This window comes from Kitasatospora sp. NPDC059812 (genome assembly GCF_042732075.1).
GTDB lineage: Bacteria > Actinomycetota > Actinomycetes > Streptomycetales > Streptomycetaceae > Kitasatospora.
The window spans coordinates 9,363-22,798 of the sequence record NZ_JBHWIO010000022.1 but is presented as its reverse complement, the minus strand read 5'-3'; the positions used below and the strand labels follow the sequence as shown (position 1 = coordinate 22,798).

The following is a 13,436-nucleotide window of genomic DNA, read 5'->3' as shown; positions in this document are numbered from 1 at the left end:
CTCATTTTTTTTTTTGTGCGCGGCGCGGTTTCCGGGGGGCGGCGCTCCGGGGTGGGCGCCCCCCCCGCCTTGTTGTTCCCCCCCCCCGGGGGGTGGGGGGGGGGGGGGCGGGGGCCCCCCCCCCCCGGCCGGGTCAGCGCCAGCGCCAGGCGTGGTCGACCGGGCCGATCCCGGCGCCGAGCGCGAAGCCACCGGCGATCGCGCCGGTGATGTACGCCTTGGCCGAGCCGACCGCCTCCGGCAGCGACTCGCCCTTGGCCAGCCCGGCCGCGATCGCGCTGGCCAGGGTGCACCCGGTGCCATGGGTGTGCCGGTTGTCGTAGCGCGGCGCCCGGTACCAGTGCACCTCGCCGGGCCCGCCGTAGAGCAGGTCCGCGGCCTCGCCCTCCAGGTGGCCGCCCTTGACCAGCGCCCAGCGCGGCCCGAGGTCGAGCAACGCCTTGGCGGCGTCCAGCATCTGCCCCTCGCCCTCGACGGTCCGGCCGGTGAGCTGGGTCACTTCGTGCAGGTTGGGGGTGGCCAGGGTGGCGACCGGCAGCAGCCGCTCGCGGACGGTGGCGACGGCCTCGGCGGCCAGCAGGGCGTCCCCGTGCTTGGAGACGCCGACCGGGTCGACGACCACCGGGGCGTCCACCCCGGCCAGCAGTTCGGAGACGGTCTCGACCAGTTCGATCGAGGCGAGCATGCCGGTCTTCACGGCCTGCACCCCGATGTCGTCGACCACACTGCGGAACTGCGCCCGGACGGCCTCGACGGGCAGCTCCCAGTAGCCCTGGACGCCGAGCGAGTTCTGCGCGGTGACGGCGGTGATCACGCTCATGCCGTGGACGCCGAGGGCGAGCATCGCCTTGAGGTCGGCCTGGATGCCGGCGCCACCGCCGGAGTCGGAGCCGGCGACGGTGAGCACACGGGGAGGGGCAGTAGAGGGGCCGCGCGCAGCGCGACGGTCAAGGGCGGGGGTGGGAGACGGGTGGGCCATGAGGTCAACCTACCTGCGCGCGTTCGGAGCGCGGCACCCTACCTGCGCGCGTTCAGAGCACGGCAACCTACCTGCGCGCATTCAGAGCACGGCCTCGGACTCCACCCAGCGGTCCTCCGGCACCGTCTTCAGCCGGGTCACCGCGTCGGCGATCGGCACCAGCTCGATCCCGGTCCGGCGCAGCGCGGTGAAGTGGCCGAACGCGCCCTGGTGGACGGCCTCGACGGCGTGCCAGCCGAAGCGGGTGGCGAGCACGCGGTCCCGGGCGGTCGGGGTGCCGCCGCGCTGGGTGTGCCCGAGGATGACCGGGCGGGCCTCCTTGCCGAGCAGGTTCTCCAGTTCGTGGGCGAGCCGGTTGCCGATCCCGCCGAAGGTCCGGTGGCCGTACTGGTCGACCTCGCCGTGGTCGAAGCGCATGGTGCCGGGCATCGGGGCGGCGCCCTCCGCGACGGCGATGATGGCGAACTTCTTGCCGCGGTCGAAGCGGTCGTCGACCATCCGGGCCACCGCCTCGATGTCGAAGGGCTTCTCCGGGATGAGGATGCCGTGCGCGCCGCCGGCCATGCCCGCGGTGAGGGTGATCCAGCCGGTGTGACGACCCATCAACTCGACGACCATGACTCGCTGGTGGGATTCCGCGGTGGTCTTGAGCCGGTCGATCGCCTCGGTCGCGACGTGCACCGCGGTGTCGAAGCCGAAGGTGGCGTCGGTGGCGTTGATGTCGTTGTCGATGGTCTTGGGCACCCCGACGACCGGCAGTCCGGCGTCGCTGAACAGCCTGGCGGCGGTCAGCGTGCCCTCGCCGCCGATCGCGATGAGCGCGTCGATGCCGATGTCCCGGGCCAGCGTCTTCGCGTTCTCCACCGCCCAGGAGATCCGCTCGCGCTGCACCCGGGCGGAGCCCAGGACGGTGCCGCCGAGGGTGAGCAGGCCGGTGACGTCGTCGTGCGAGACCGGCCGGGTGCGGCCTTCGATCAGGCCGAGGAAGCCGTCCAGGATGCCGACGATCTCGTCGCCGTGCACGTCCGTGCCCCGGTGCACGACGGAGCGGATCACCGCGTTGAGGCCGGGGCAGTCGCCGCCGCTGGTCAGTACACCGATACGCATGACTGGGTGCGCTCCCGCTCGCAGTGGTTCAGACCACCCACAGCAGACGGCGGGCGGGCTCGGTTGTCGCCAGCCTACGCAAAACGGACCCGCGAAGCCCGTGCGCCGCGAGTGCGGGGGTCACGCGCCGCCCGCCGCGCGCCGGTGTCCGGGGGTCACCCGCCGTGTGCCGTACGACAATCGGCGCGGCCGCCCGTCACTCGGCGAAGTGGTCCCAGCCGCCGACCCGGTCCCAGGGCGCGCCGTCCACCGTCACCCGGCCGCTGCGGCTGCCCCGGGGGCGGCCGGTCACCTCGCCCACCACCCGCCAGCGGGCCGGGAGTTGGACCCCGCGCGGGAAGGTCGCCACGATCGCGTGGTCCTCGCCGCCGGACAGCACCCAGACCAACGGGTCCACCCCGACCGCCTGTCCGATGTCGGCCATCTGCGCCGGGACGTCGAAGTCGGCGGCCTTCAGGTCGATGTCCACCGCGCTGGCCCGGGCCACGTGGCCGAGGTCGGCGACCAGTCCGTCGCTCACGTCGATCATCGAGGTCGCGCCCAACTCGGCGCCGGCCGGGCCCGCGTGGTACGGCGGCTCGGGCCGGCGGTGCGCCTCGACGAAGGCGCGGGGGGAGCGGAAGCCGCGTTGCAGCACGGTGAGTCCGGCGGCCGACCAGCCGAGCCAGCCGGTCACCGCGACCACGTCGCCGACCTGCGCACCGGCGCGCGTCACCGGGGCGCGCCCCTGGAGGTCGCCGAGCGCCGTGATGGCCAGCGTGACGGTGTCGCCGCGCACCACGTCGCCGCCGACCACCGTCGCCCCGGCCACCTGGCACTCGTCGCGCAGCCCGTCCATCAGCTCGGTGGCCCAGGTGGTGGGCAGGTCGGCGGGGGCGACCAGGCCGAGCAGTATCGCGGTGGGCACCGCTCCCATGGCGGCCACGTCGGCGAGGTTCTGGGCGGCGGCCTTGCGGCCCACGTCGTAGGCGGTGGACCAGTCCCGGCGGAAGTGCCGGTTCTCGATCAGGACGTCCGTGGTGGCCACCACCCGGCCGTCCGGGGCCTTCACCACCGCGGCGTCGTCACCGGGGCCGAGGTCGACCGCGTCGGTGAGCGGCACCCGGGCGGTCAGCTCCCTGATGAGACCGAACTCGCCGAGCTCGCCCACGGTCCCCTGCATCTGCCGTCCTCTCGCATGTCCATACTGAACTCGTCCCCGTCGCGCCCCCGCGCGCAGCGTACGCCCTTCCGGGGTGTCGGGGTCTCCCCTCCCCGGCCCACCGCGCGGTAGCGTGGTGATCAGACTGCCGGTGAGCCCGTTCCCACCCCGACGACCGTCCGGGCGCTCACGGCGGCGATCCCCGTAACCGGCCGCCGGAGGTCCCCGTGGTACAGGCATACATCCTGATCCAGACCGAGGTCGGCAAGGCCACCGCCGTGGCCCAGTCGATCTCCGAGATTCCCGGCGTCCTCCAGGCCGAGGACGTCACCGGCCCGTACGACGTCATCGTCCGGGCCGAGGCCGACACCGTGGACGACCTGGGCCGCCTGGTGGTGGCCAAGGTCCAGCAGGTGGAGGGCATCACCCGCACCCTCACCTGTCCGGTGGTGCACCTGTAAGGCCCGGCTACCATCGGCGGGTGGCCAGAGAACTCCGAATCCCCCGGGCGCTGACGGCACTGCCGGCGCCCGTCCGCTGGCTGGCCCTGCCGCTCGCCCTGACCTGCACGGTCGTCGTGCTGCTCGGCAGTTGGGGCTCCGCCGACGAATCGGTGGCGGCCCCCCGGCCGGGCGGCAAGGCGGCCGAGTACTGCCGCGCGCTGGCCGCGGCCCTGCCGCAGGAGCTGCTCGGCCACGCCCGCAAGGACCCGTCGCCCGCCTCTCCGTACGTGGCCGCGTGGGACACCACACCCCGGACGGTGCTGCGCTGCGGGATCGACCGTCCGGAGGAACTGGACGGCGAGCACGCCAAGGACTGGTCGCCGACCGTGGACGACGTCACCTGGTGGTCGCAGAAGCTCACCGACGGCGGCTACCGCTTCGTGACGACCATGCGCGCCGCCTACGTCGAGGTGACCGTCCCGGCCGGGGCCGCGGCCAACCCCTTCGACCCGGCCGCCGCCCTCACCGGCGCGGTGAAGGCCACCGTCCCGGGCTGAGCCCGCGAGGGCGCCGAGAGGGCGGGCCGGGAGCTTCCCGGCCCGCCCTCCGTCGTCCGCGCGCGGCTACCGCAGGCCGGTCGAGCGGCGCAGCGCCGCCTGGAGCAGCCGGTCGATCAGCTCCGGGTAGGACAGCCCGGTGGCCTCCCACATCTTCGGGTAGGCCGAGATCGGGGTGAAGCCGGGCATGGTGTTGATCTCGTTGACCATCCAGGTGCCGTCCTCCAGCAGGAAGAAGTCCACCCGGGCCAGGCCCTCGCAGCCGAGCGCGTCGAACGCGGCCACCGCCTGGCGGCGGATCTCGGCGGTCTGCCCGTCGTCGAGCTTCGCCGGGATCTGCACCTCGGACGAGTCGATGTACTTGGCCTCGAAGTCGTAGAAGTCGAAGCCGTCGCCGACCAGCACCTCGGCCGGGAGGCTGGCCTTCGGGCCGTCCTCGGTCTCCAGCACGCCGCACTCGATCTCGCGGCCACTCACGCCGGCCTCGATGATCAGCTTGGGGTCGTGCCGGCGGGCCTCCTCGATCGCGGCGTCGAGGTCGGCGAGGTCCTTGACCTTGGTGATGCCCATGCTGGAACCGGCCCGGCAGGGCTTCACGAACAGCGGCAGGCCGAGTTCGGCGGCCCGCTCGCGCACCGCGGCGCGGCCGGCCTCGCTCTCCCAGTCACGCGGCCGCACGATGGTGTACCGGCCGACGCCCAGGCCGTGCGAGGCCAGGATCCGCTTGGTGAACTCCTTGTCCATGCCGACCGCGCTGGAGAGCACGCCGTTGCCGACGTAGGGCACGCCGGACAGCTCCAGCAGGCCTTGCAGGGTGCCGTCCTCGCCCCAGGGGCCGTGCAGCAGCGGGAACACCACGTCGACTTCGCCGAGGGCCTTGGGGGTGCTGCCCGGCTCGCTCAGGACGACCTCCCGGTCGCCCGGGGCGATCGGCAGCGCGACCTGCCCGTCCACGGACTCGGCGACGCCCGTGACGTCCGGCATCCGGCCGTCGGTGATGGCCATCCGGGCGGGCTCGTCGCTGACCAGCGCCCAGCGGCCCTCGGGGGTGATCCCGATCGGGAGCACCTCGTACTTCTCGCGGTCGATCGCCTTGAGCACGCTGCCGGCGGTGACCACCGAGACGCCGTGCTCGGAGCTGCGTCCGCCGAAGACCAGCGCGACGCGCGGCTTCGCAGCGGACGGGTTCGGGGAGGACTGTTCGATGCTCATATCGGGTTTGAGACTACCGTGCGAAGGGTTTCCGGGGCGTCAGCCGCCCCCGGCCACCGCCCCGGACCACCGCCGCGACACTCAGCGCCGCTCAGCGCCGCTCGGCCTTCGCCGAACGGGACATCAGGGCCTGGAGCGCCTCCTGGGTGGGCCGCCCGTTGTGCACGACGTCCACCACCGCCTCGACGATCGGCATGTCGACGCCGTTGCGCCGGGCCAGGTCGAGCACCGACTCGCAGGACTTGACGCCCTCCGCGGTCTGCCGGGTCGCCGCGATGGTCTCCGCGAGCGACATGCCCCGGCCCAGGTTCATGCCGAAGGTGTTGTTGCGCGACAGCGGCGAGGAGCAGGTGGCGACCAGGTCGCCCATCCCGGCGAGCCCGGCGAAGGTGTGCGGGTCGGCGCCGAGCACCTCGCCGAGCCGGGTGGTCTCGGCCAGCCCGCGGGTGATCAGCGTCGCCTTGGTGTTGTCGCCGAGCCCCATGCCGGCCGCCATGCCGACCGCCAGGCCGATCACGTTCTTGACCGCGCCGCCGAGCTCGCAGCCCAGCACGTCGGTGTTGGTGTACGGGCGGAAGTACGGCGTGTGGCAGGCCGCCTGGAGCCGCTTGGCGACCGCCTCGTCCGCACAGGCGACGACGCTGGCGGCGGGCTGCCGGTTGGCGATCTCCCGGGCCAGGTTGGGCCCGCTGACCACTGCGACGCGCTCCGGGCCGACCTTGGTGACCTCGTCGATCACCTCGCTCATCCGCTTGGCGGTGCCGAGTTCGATGCCCTTCATCAGGCTCACCAGCACGGTCTGCGGCTCGATCAGCGGCGTCCAGGCGGCCAGGTTGTCGCGCAGCGTCTGCGAGGGCACCACCAGGACGGCGAAGTCGGCGCCGGCCAGCGCCTCGGCGGCGTCGGTGGTGGCCCGGACGGAGCCCGGCAGCGGCACGCCCGGCAGGTAGTCCGGGTTCTCGTGCGTGGTGTTGATGGCGTCGACGAGTTCCTGGCGGCGGGCCCACAGGACGACGTCACTGCCCGCGTCGGCCAGCACCATCGCGAAGGCGGTGCCCCACGAGCCCGTCCCCATCACTGCGCAGCGGGTCACCGGCCGCCCTCCTCGTCGTCGTTTCCGCCCTTGGCGCGCCGGCGTTCGGCGGCGGCCGCGGCGGCGCGGTTCCGGGCGGCCTTGCGCATGTCGTAGCGCTCGGCCGGCGGCTCCTCGCCGCGGACGTCGGCCAGCACGGCGGTGATCGCCGTCATGATGTCCTCGGTGGCGTCGCCCAGCACCTGGGCGGTGAGCTCCTGGCCCCGGTACTTGCTCAGGTCCACCGCGGGCCCCGCCGCCACGGTGACCCGGTGGCGCGGGAAGAGGTTGAACTTGCCCTTCCCGAAGCCCGGCCGGCCGTACGGCGGGATGATCTCGTGCGCTCCCCAGTGCGCGACCGGGATGACCGGCGCGCCGGTCATCAGCGCGACCCGGGCGACGCCGCTCTTGCCGGTCATCGGCCACAGGTCCGGGTCCCGGGTGAGCGTGCCCTCCGGGTAGAACTGCACGCACTGGCCGCCGTTGACGGCGTCGATAGCGGCCCGGAAAGCCTGCGCGGCATCGGTGGACTCGCGGAACACCGGAATCTGGCCGGTCTTGCGCAGCATGAATCCGATGAAGGGAATCGAGAACAGCGAGGACTTGCCGAGAATGCGCGGCGGACGGCCGCTGTTGTACTGCCAGTGCGCGTAGATCACCGGGTCGATGATCGAATTGTGGTTCACCGCGGCGATGAAGCCGCCTTCCTTCGGAAGGTGCTCCCAGCCCCGCCAGTCGGGCTTCACCAGCGCGGTCGTCACCGGCTTCACCAGCACGGCCGCGAAGCGGTACCAGATGCCGTAGTCGGCGTTGCCGAACTTGGCGTACGAGCGGCGGGCCACCCCAGGTCCTCCTCATCCGAAGCGGCACGTGGGGTGCCGCGGTCATAACCTCCCGGTACCGCGCACCGGTACGGGACCGGTGCCCGGATCACGGGTGCGGAACAGTCTCGCCCGGCTGCTCACCGGCTGTCGAGCGACCGCACCAACCCGCCCGGCAGGCGTGATCAAACGCACGTCCGCACAGATCGGACGGCCTGGCGAGGGCTCCGGGACCGGCGTCACAATGACGCCGATGACCCAGGACACCGTACGCCCCAACGGGCCCGTCGCGCCCCCCGCACCCACCACCGACTGGTCGCTGGTGCTGCCGCTCAAGCCGCTCGCCCTCGCGAAGAGCCGACTGGCCCCGTACGCCGGGCCGCACCGGGCGGACCTCGCGCTGTCCTTCGCGCTCGACACCGCCACCGCCGCGCTGGCCACCCCGGGCGTCGCCCGGGTCCTGGTGGTCACCCGGGACGCGGCGGCCGGCGCCCGGCTGGCGGCGCTGGGCGCGGTGGTGGTCGCCGACGAACCCGGCGAGGGCCTCAACGAGGCGCTGGTACACGGCGCGGCGGCCGCCCTGGCACTCGCCCCGCGCTCGCCGCTGGCCGCCCTCTCGGCGGACCTGCCGGCCCTGCGCCCGGTCGAACTGGCCCGGGTGCTGGGCGCGGTGCCACCGGACGGCCGGGCCTTCCTGCCGGACTCCCCCGGCCTCGGCACCACGCTGCTCGCCTGCACCCCCGGGTGCCCGCTCTCCCCCGCCTTCGGGGACGGCTCACGGGCCCGGCACGCGGCCGGCGGAGCACTCGAACTGCGCCTGGCGGACGTGGAGTCGGTGCGCCGGGACGTCGACACCGGCGCGGACCTCGGCGAGGCCGCGGTGCTCGGCCTCGGCCCGTACACCAGCAGTCTGTTCGCCCGGCTGGCACGGGCCTGACCGGCGTCCCGCGGGACGCCGCCCGGCCGGTCGGGGCCGCTCGCTATGCTGCTGCCATGCAGGCCACCGCGTTCACCTTCGACCCCGCCACCCGGGCCGGCTCCGTGCTGCTCGACGACGGGACCCCGGTGCCGTTCGACGCGGCCGCCTTCGACGCCGGCGGTCTGCGGCTGCTGCGGCCGGGCCAGCGGGTGCGGATCCGCACCGAGGGCGCCGGCGAGGCCCGCCGGGTGGTCTTCGTGACGCTGCAGACCTTCCCCGACCCCGCCGCGGGCTGACCGCCCTCCGCTGGCCGTCCCCCCGCTGCTCCTCCCCCGCCGTCCGGCACGTCCGCCTTCGCGTTCCGTGCCTGGTCACCGTCGGTCGGAGAATCCTGACTAAGCGCCCGGAAATCGAAAGAGCCGCGGCGACCCGGTCTCCGTAATTCACGGAGGGGGGGTGCCGCGGCTCTCTGCCGAAGGCCGTCCGAGGACCGCTGCGCGGGACTACTTGGCAGAGGTCTTGCGCGCGGTGGTCTTGCGGGTGGCGGTCTTCTTCGCCGGAGCCGTCTTCTTGGCCGTCGCGGTCGCCTTCTTGGCGGTCGCGGTGGTCTTCTTGGCGGCGGCGGTGGTGGTCGCCTTCTTGGCGGCGGCGGCCGTCTTCTTGGTCGCGGTCGCGGTGGTCTTCTTCGCGGCGGCGGTGGTGGTCGCCTTCTTGGCGGCGGCGGCCGTCTTCTTGGTCGCGGTCGCGGTGGTCTTCTTGGCCGCGGCCGTGGTGGTCGCCTTCTTGGCGGCGGCCTTCTTGGCCGGAGCAGCGGCGGCGGCGGCCGTGGCGGCACGCTTGGTCGCGGCGCGCTTGGCGGCCGGGGTGGCGGCGACGCCGCTCTTGCCCGGGGTGAGGGAGCCCTTGGGGGCCTTCTTCACCGAGGGGCCTTCCTTCGGCAGCTTCTTGCTGCCGCTGACCAGGTCCTTGAAGCCCTGGCCGGGACGGAAGCGGGGCACCGAGGTCTTCTTGACCTTGACCTTCTCGCCGGTCTGCGGGTTGCGGGCGAAGCGCGCGGAGCGCTCCACCTTCTCGAAGGTGCCGAAACCAGTGACCGAAACCCGGTCACCGGCCACAACGGCACGGACCATGGTGTCGAGCACTGCGTCGACGGCCTCTGCGGCAGCCTTGCGACCGCCCAGCTGCTCGGCCACCGCTTCGACAAGCTGAGCCTTGTTCACGTCTTCCCCTTCGGAAACGGGCGCCGGATGATTCCATCCGTTCTTTTCGCACGTTAGGTATGTATCTGCGGACTTTCAATTACCAAACGCGCGAATCACCCTAGTGTCGCAATGGATTTGCGCGTCGGCGACCTCAGGCGACGGGCGGGCGCCCCTCGTCGAGGTCATGTACAAAGCGACTCAACCGCCTTGCCGCCTCCGGAAGATCGCGCTTGGCGGTCTCGGTGACGATGAGGAGTTGACGGGAGAGAGCGGTCTTTGCATCGGCAGACACGTTCAGCGCATGCACGCGGGCGTGAGCTTGCTTCAACCGCTCGGCCACAAGCGCGTAGAGCGCTGCGACTTCCTGGTCGTCCGGCCCCTCAGCTGGTGCGGAGGCGACGTCCGGCCGATCGTCAATTCGGCGTTCGGATCCCCGGCCCACGGACTCCGGAGCCGCGGGTTCGCCGCCCGCGTACGGAGGTTCATGGTGCCGGTGCATGTACTGATTGTGCCATCTACCCGCAGTTGTACTTGCGCGGGGCCCTCTCCGGCAAAGCCAAATGGGCAATCCGGGGTGGGCCGCGGCGCTAACTCGTGCTCCGGAACGGCGGATGGCCCGCCCCCCCGAAGGGGAGGCGGGCCATCCGGTGGATCGCCAGAATGCTTGTTCTGAGGGGATCTCAGGCAACCGGCAGAGTACGGGGCTTGAAGGCCGGACGGGTCGCTTCGAAGGTCGCGATGTCGGCCTCGTTCCGCAGGGTGATGCTGATGTCGTCCAGCCCGTTGAGCAGCCGCCACCGGACGTTGTCGTCCAGTTCGAAAGACGCGGTGACGCCCTCGGCCCGGACTTCGCGGGCTTCCAGATCAACGGTGATCTCGGCCGAAGGGTTACTCTCGGTGAGCGCCCAGAGCCGTTCCACGGTCTCTTGCGGCAGGACGACCGTCAGCAGTCCGTTCTTCAGGGAATTCCCACGGAAGATGTCCGCGAAGCGCGACGAGATGACCGCGTGGAAGCCGTAGTTCTGCAGCGCCCAGACGGCGTGCTCGCGGGAGGAGCCGGTGCCGAACTCCGGGCCGGCCACCAGGACCGTGGCGCCCTGCCGCTCGGGCCGGTTGAGGATGAACGACTCGTCCTTGCGCCAGGCCTCGAAAAGGCCGCCCTCGAAACCGGAACGGGTGACCTTCTTGAGCCAGTGGGCCGGGATGATCTGGTCGGTGTCCACGTTCGAGCGCCGCAGCGGAACGGCCCGGCCGGTGTGGGTGGTGAACTTCTCCACGGTTCTCAGGCCTCCACAGCCACGTTGGTGTCCGCCAGGTCGGAGGGCAGATCGGACGGTGCGGCCAGACGGCCCAGGACGGCGGTCGCGGCGGCGACCTGCGGGGACACCAGGTGGGTCCGGCCGCCCTTGCCCTGCCGGCCCTCGAAGTTGCGGTTCGAGGTGGAGGCGCAGCGCTCGCCGGGGGCGAGCTGGTCGGGGTTCATGCCCAGGCACATCGAGCAGCCCGCGTGGCGCCACTCGGCGCCGGCCGCGGTGAACACCTTGTCCAGGCCCTCCTCCACGGCTTGCAGGGCGACCCGGACGGAGCCGGGGACGACCAGCATCCGTACGCCGTCGGCGATCCGGCGGCCCTCCACGACGGCGGCGGCGGCGCGCAGGTCCTCGATCCGGCCGTTGGTGCAGGAGCCGACGAAGACGGCGTCGACGGTGACCTCGCGCAGCGGGGTGCCGGCCTCCAGGCCCATGTAGGCGAGGGCGTTCTCGGCGGCCGCGCGCTCCTGCGGGTCGGTGAAGGAGGCCGGGTCCGGCACGTCGGAGCCCAGCGGGGCGCCCTGGCCGGGGTTGGTGCCCCAGGTGACGAACGGGGTCAGCGCGGCCGCGTCGATGAAGATCTCGTGGTCGAAGACCGCGTCCTCGTCGGTGCCCAGGGTCGACCAGTACGCGACGGCGGCGTCCCAGTCCTCGCCCTGCGGGGCGTGCGGACGGCCCTTGAGGTAGTCGAAGGTGGTCTCGTCCGGGGCGATCATGCCCGCCCGGGCGCCGGCCTCGATGGACATGTTGCAGATGGTCATCCGGGCTTCCATGGACAGGCCCCGGATCGCCGAACCGCGGTACTCCAGGACGTATCCCTGGCCGCCGCCGGTGCCGATCTTGGTGATCACGGCCAGGATCAGGTCCTTGGCGGTGACGCCCTCGGGCAGTTCGCCCTCGACCGTGACGGCCATCGTCCGGAACGGCGCCAGCGGCAGCGTCTGGGTGGCCAGCACGTGCTCGACCTGGCTGGTGCCGATGCCGAACGCCAGTGCGCCGAAGGCGCCGTGGGTCGAGGTGTGGGAGTCGCCGCAGACCACGGTCATGCCGGGCTGGGTCAGGCCCAGCTGCGGGCCGACCACGTGCACGACGCCCTGCTCGATGTCGCCGAGCGAGTGGATCCGGACGCCGAACTCGGCGGCGTTGCGGCGCAGCGTCTCCAACTGCACCTTGGACACCGGGTCGGCGATCGGCTTGTCGATGTCGACGGTGGGGGTGTTGTGGTCCTCGGTGGCGATCGTCAGATCGGTGCGGCGGACCGTCCGGCCGGCCAGCCGCAGCCCGTCGAAGGCCTGCGGGCTGGTCACCTCGTGGAGCAGGTGGAGGTCGATGAAGAGCAGGTCGGGCTCTCCCTCCGCGCGCCGCACGACGTGGTCGTCCCAGACCTTCTCTGCGAGTGTCCGTCCCATCGGATTCCCTCCAGCCGGCCGCGTTGCCGGCCTTCTCGTGTCGTCGAGGTCGGAGCTCCCGCCGCCCTGTGGCGGGCGCGTTCGCGCGACCTGCACGCCGGATCGCTGTCCACGATGCGGACACTCTGGTGAGGTCGCATCCTGGATGCCTCCCGGGCTGCTGCATCCAGAGTGGCGCTTTTCCCGGAAGATTGAACTTGCGTCTCGCGGAATGAGACTGCAGTCTTAGGGCATGGACAACTCTAGCGGCGTCGGCGTTCTCGACAAGGCCGCTCTGGTGCTGAGCGCACTGGAGTCGGGCCCCGCCACGTTGGCGGGGCTGGTCGCCGCCACCGGTCTGGCGCGCCCCACGGCCCACCGGCTCGCCGTCGCACTCGAACACCACCGTCTGGTCACCAGGGACATGCAGGGGCGATTCATCCTCGGCCCCCGTCTCTCCGAACTCTCCGCCGCGGCGGGCGAGGACCGGCTGCTCGCCACCGCGGGCCCGGTCCTGACCCACCTGCGCGACGTCACCGGCGAGAGCGCACAGCTCTACCGCCGCCAGGGCGAGATGCGGATCTGCGTAGCCGCCGCCGAGCGGCTCTCCGGCCTGCGGGACACCGTCCCGGTCGGCAGCACCCTGCCGATGAAGGCCGGCTCGGCCGCCCAGGTCCTGCTGGCCTGGGAGGAGCCCGAGCGGCTCCACCGCGGCCTCCAGGGCGCCCGTTTCACCGCCACCGCGCTCAGCGGCGTCCGCCGGCGCGGCTGGGCCCAGTCGATCGGCGAGCGCGAGCCGGGCGTCGCGTCCGTCTCCGCTCCCGTGCGCGGCCCCTCCAACCGCGTGGTGGCCTCCGTCTCCGTCTCCGGCCCGATCGAGCGGCTGACCCGTCACCCGGGCCGCCTGCACGCCCAGGCCATCATCGAGGCCGCGAACCGGCTCACCGAGGCGCTCCGCCGCGGCTGACCGCCGCCATCCGGAAAGGGCCCCGCGCAGCACCTTAGGTTCTAGTGGTTGTCGCAACACCCCAGTTCAGGGGATGCGATGGACTTCAAGATCCGCAAGGACCGGACGGCTCAGGGGCCGCGGAAGCTGGGTAGGGAGCGGGAGGAATACTTCCGCCTCGTGCAGCAGGGACTGAGCAACAGGGAAGCGAGCCGGCTCGTCGGCGTCCACGAACGGACCGGACGGGAGTGGCGAAACGGCCGGACGGACCCGAAGCGGTACCGGGCGCCCCCCCCACTTATACGGCCGGCCCCCGCGAGACCGGCCCACCCGAATAAA

The 13,436-nt window shown here is 72.5% G+C and carries 15 protein-coding genes and 1 pseudogene; 6 read left to right on the top strand and 10 right to left on the bottom strand.

Annotation, left to right across the window (positions count from 1 at the left end):
- Window positions 1-133: 133 nt before the first annotated feature.
- The 3 genes from thiD to ACFV6D_RS14250 form a co-directional block, all read right to left on the bottom strand.
- Entirely contained in the window at window positions 134-979 is an 846-nt protein-coding gene (thiD, locus tag ACFV6D_RS14260) for a bifunctional hydroxymethylpyrimidine kinase/phosphomethylpyrimidine kinase (RefSeq protein ID WP_380559851.1), read from the bottom strand.
- Window positions 980-1,060: 81 nt separating this feature from the next.
- Window positions 1,061-2,086 (bottom strand): 6-phosphofructokinase, encoded by a 1,026-nt coding sequence (locus tag ACFV6D_RS14255; RefSeq protein ID WP_063347703.1) that lies wholly within the window; start codon window positions 2,084-2,086, stop codon window positions 1,061-1,063.
- A gap of 196 nt (window positions 2,087-2,282) precedes the next feature.
- On the bottom strand, window positions 2,283-3,248 hold the full coding sequence (locus ACFV6D_RS14250; RefSeq protein WP_063347704.1) for a thiamine-phosphate kinase: 966 nt from the start codon (window positions 3,246-3,248) through the stop codon (window positions 2,283-2,285).
- A gap of 206 nt (window positions 3,249-3,454) precedes the next feature.
- Here ACFV6D_RS14250 and ACFV6D_RS14245 point away from each other — a divergent pair, with 206 nt between their 5' ends.
- Together ACFV6D_RS14245 and ACFV6D_RS14240 are read left to right on the top strand one after the other, a co-directional pair.
- Window positions 3,455-3,688, top strand: a complete 234-nt coding sequence (locus ACFV6D_RS14245; protein ID WP_363375953.1) for an Lrp/AsnC ligand binding domain-containing protein — start codon at window positions 3,455-3,457, stop codon at window positions 3,686-3,688.
- A 20-nt stretch (window positions 3,689-3,708) separates the two neighbouring features.
- The gene (locus ACFV6D_RS14240; protein WP_380559849.1) at window positions 3,709-4,227 is read left to right on the top strand and encodes a DUF3515 domain-containing protein; all 519 of its coding nucleotides are present in this window, start codon (window positions 3,709-3,711) and stop codon (window positions 4,225-4,227) included.
- Window positions 4,228-4,293: 66 nt separating this feature from the next.
- Here the strand turns inward: ACFV6D_RS14240 and ACFV6D_RS14235 are convergent, their stop codons facing one another.
- The 3 genes from ACFV6D_RS14235 to ACFV6D_RS14225 all read right to left on the bottom strand — a co-directional run bounded on the left by ACFV6D_RS14235 (window position 4,294) and on the right by ACFV6D_RS14225 (window position 7,353).
- Window positions 4,294-5,439, bottom strand: coding sequence for a D-alanine--D-alanine ligase family protein (locus tag ACFV6D_RS14235; RefSeq protein ID WP_363375958.1), 1,146 nt, complete (start codon window positions 5,437-5,439; stop codon window positions 4,294-4,296).
- A 91-nt stretch (window positions 5,440-5,530) separates the two neighbouring features.
- Window positions 5,531-6,514: an NAD(P)H-dependent glycerol-3-phosphate dehydrogenase gene (locus ACFV6D_RS14230; RefSeq protein ID WP_079135606.1), complete on the bottom strand. Its 984-nt coding sequence runs from the start codon at window positions 6,512-6,514 to the stop codon at window positions 5,531-5,533.
- A 14-nt stretch (window positions 6,515-6,528) separates the two neighbouring features.
- Window positions 6,529-7,353: a 1-acyl-sn-glycerol-3-phosphate acyltransferase gene (locus tag ACFV6D_RS14225; RefSeq protein ID WP_063347708.1), complete on the bottom strand. Its 825-nt coding sequence runs from the start codon at window positions 7,351-7,353 to the stop codon at window positions 6,529-6,531.
- Window positions 7,354-7,585: 232 nt separating this feature from the next.
- On the opposite strand from ACFV6D_RS14225, the gene cofC reads away from it, so the two are divergent.
- On the top strand, window positions 7,586-8,269 hold the full coding sequence (cofC, locus tag ACFV6D_RS14220) for a 2-phospho-L-lactate guanylyltransferase (protein WP_380559847.1): 684 nt from the start codon (window positions 7,586-7,588) through the stop codon (window positions 8,267-8,269).
- 56 nt (window positions 8,270-8,325) lie between these two features.
- Window positions 8,326-8,547 carry a hypothetical protein gene (locus tag ACFV6D_RS14215; protein WP_063347710.1) on the top strand — a complete coding sequence of 74 codons (222 nt, stop codon included), beginning with the start codon at window positions 8,326-8,328 and terminating at the stop codon, window positions 8,545-8,547.
- Between the two features lie 207 nt (window positions 8,548-8,754).
- Here ACFV6D_RS14215 and ACFV6D_RS14210 read toward each other — a convergent pair whose 3' ends face one another.
- From ACFV6D_RS14210 to leuC, 4 genes are all read right to left on the bottom strand, one after another.
- Complete coding sequence (locus ACFV6D_RS14210) at window positions 8,755-9,471, bottom strand: HU family DNA-binding protein (protein WP_063347711.1); 717 nt, start codon at window positions 9,469-9,471, stop codon at window positions 8,755-8,757.
- A gap of 133 nt (window positions 9,472-9,604) precedes the next feature.
- Window positions 9,605-9,952 (bottom strand): hypothetical protein, encoded by a 348-nt coding sequence (locus ACFV6D_RS14205; RefSeq protein ID WP_371517045.1) that lies wholly within the window; start codon window positions 9,950-9,952, stop codon window positions 9,605-9,607.
- 181 nt (window positions 9,953-10,133) lie between these two features.
- Window positions 10,134-10,730: a 3-isopropylmalate dehydratase small subunit gene (leuD, locus tag ACFV6D_RS14200; RefSeq protein ID WP_063347712.1), complete on the bottom strand. Its 597-nt coding sequence runs from the start codon at window positions 10,728-10,730 to the stop codon at window positions 10,134-10,136.
- Between the two features lie 5 nt (window positions 10,731-10,735).
- Entirely contained in the window at window positions 10,736-12,172 is a 1,437-nt protein-coding gene (leuC, locus tag ACFV6D_RS14195) for a 3-isopropylmalate dehydratase large subunit (RefSeq protein ID WP_063347713.1), read from the bottom strand.
- A gap of 232 nt (window positions 12,173-12,404) precedes the next feature.
- Here leuC and ACFV6D_RS14190 point away from each other — a divergent pair, with 232 nt between their 5' ends.
- Complete coding sequence (locus tag ACFV6D_RS14190) at window positions 12,405-13,118, top strand: IclR family transcriptional regulator (RefSeq protein WP_063347714.1); 714 nt, start codon at window positions 12,405-12,407, stop codon at window positions 13,116-13,118.
- A gap of 78 nt (window positions 13,119-13,196) precedes the next feature.
- Window positions 13,197-13,436: pseudogene (locus tag ACFV6D_RS14185) on the top strand (IS30 family transposase); the annotation flags it as partial.

Coding starts and splice junctions, on each gene's coding strand:
- thiD (WP_380559851.1), bottom strand. CDS start 979: ATGGCCCACCCGTCTCCCACCCCCGCCCTTGACCGTCGCGCTGCGCGC.
- ACFV6D_RS14255 (WP_063347703.1), bottom strand. CDS start 2,086: ATGCGTATCGGTGTACTGACCAGCGGCGGCGACTGCCCCGGCCTCAAC.
- ACFV6D_RS14250 (WP_063347704.1), bottom strand. CDS start 3,248: ATGCAGGGGACCGTGGGCGAGCTCGGCGAGTTCGGTCTCATCAGGGAG.
- ACFV6D_RS14235 (WP_363375958.1), bottom strand. CDS start 5,439: ATGAGCATCGAACAGTCCTCCCCGAACCCGTCCGCTGCGAAGCCGCGC.
- ACFV6D_RS14230 (WP_079135606.1), bottom strand. CDS start 6,514: ATGGGGACGGGCTCGTGGGGCACCGCCTTCGCGATGGTGCTGGCCGAC.
- cofC (WP_380559847.1), top strand. CDS start 7,586: ATGACCCAGGACACCGTACGCCCCAACGGGCCCGTCGCGCCCCCCGCA.
- ACFV6D_RS14215 (WP_063347710.1), top strand. CDS start 8,326: ATGCAGGCCACCGCGTTCACCTTCGACCCCGCCACCCGGGCCGGCTCC.
- ACFV6D_RS14205 (WP_371517045.1), bottom strand. CDS start 9,952: ATGCACCGGCACCATGAACCTCCGTACGCGGGCGGCGAACCCGCGGCT.
- leuC (WP_063347713.1), bottom strand. CDS start 12,172: ATGGGACGGACACTCGCAGAGAAGGTCTGGGACGACCACGTCGTGCGG.
- ACFV6D_RS14190 (WP_063347714.1), top strand. CDS start 12,405: ATGGACAACTCTAGCGGCGTCGGCGTTCTCGACAAGGCCGCTCTGGTG.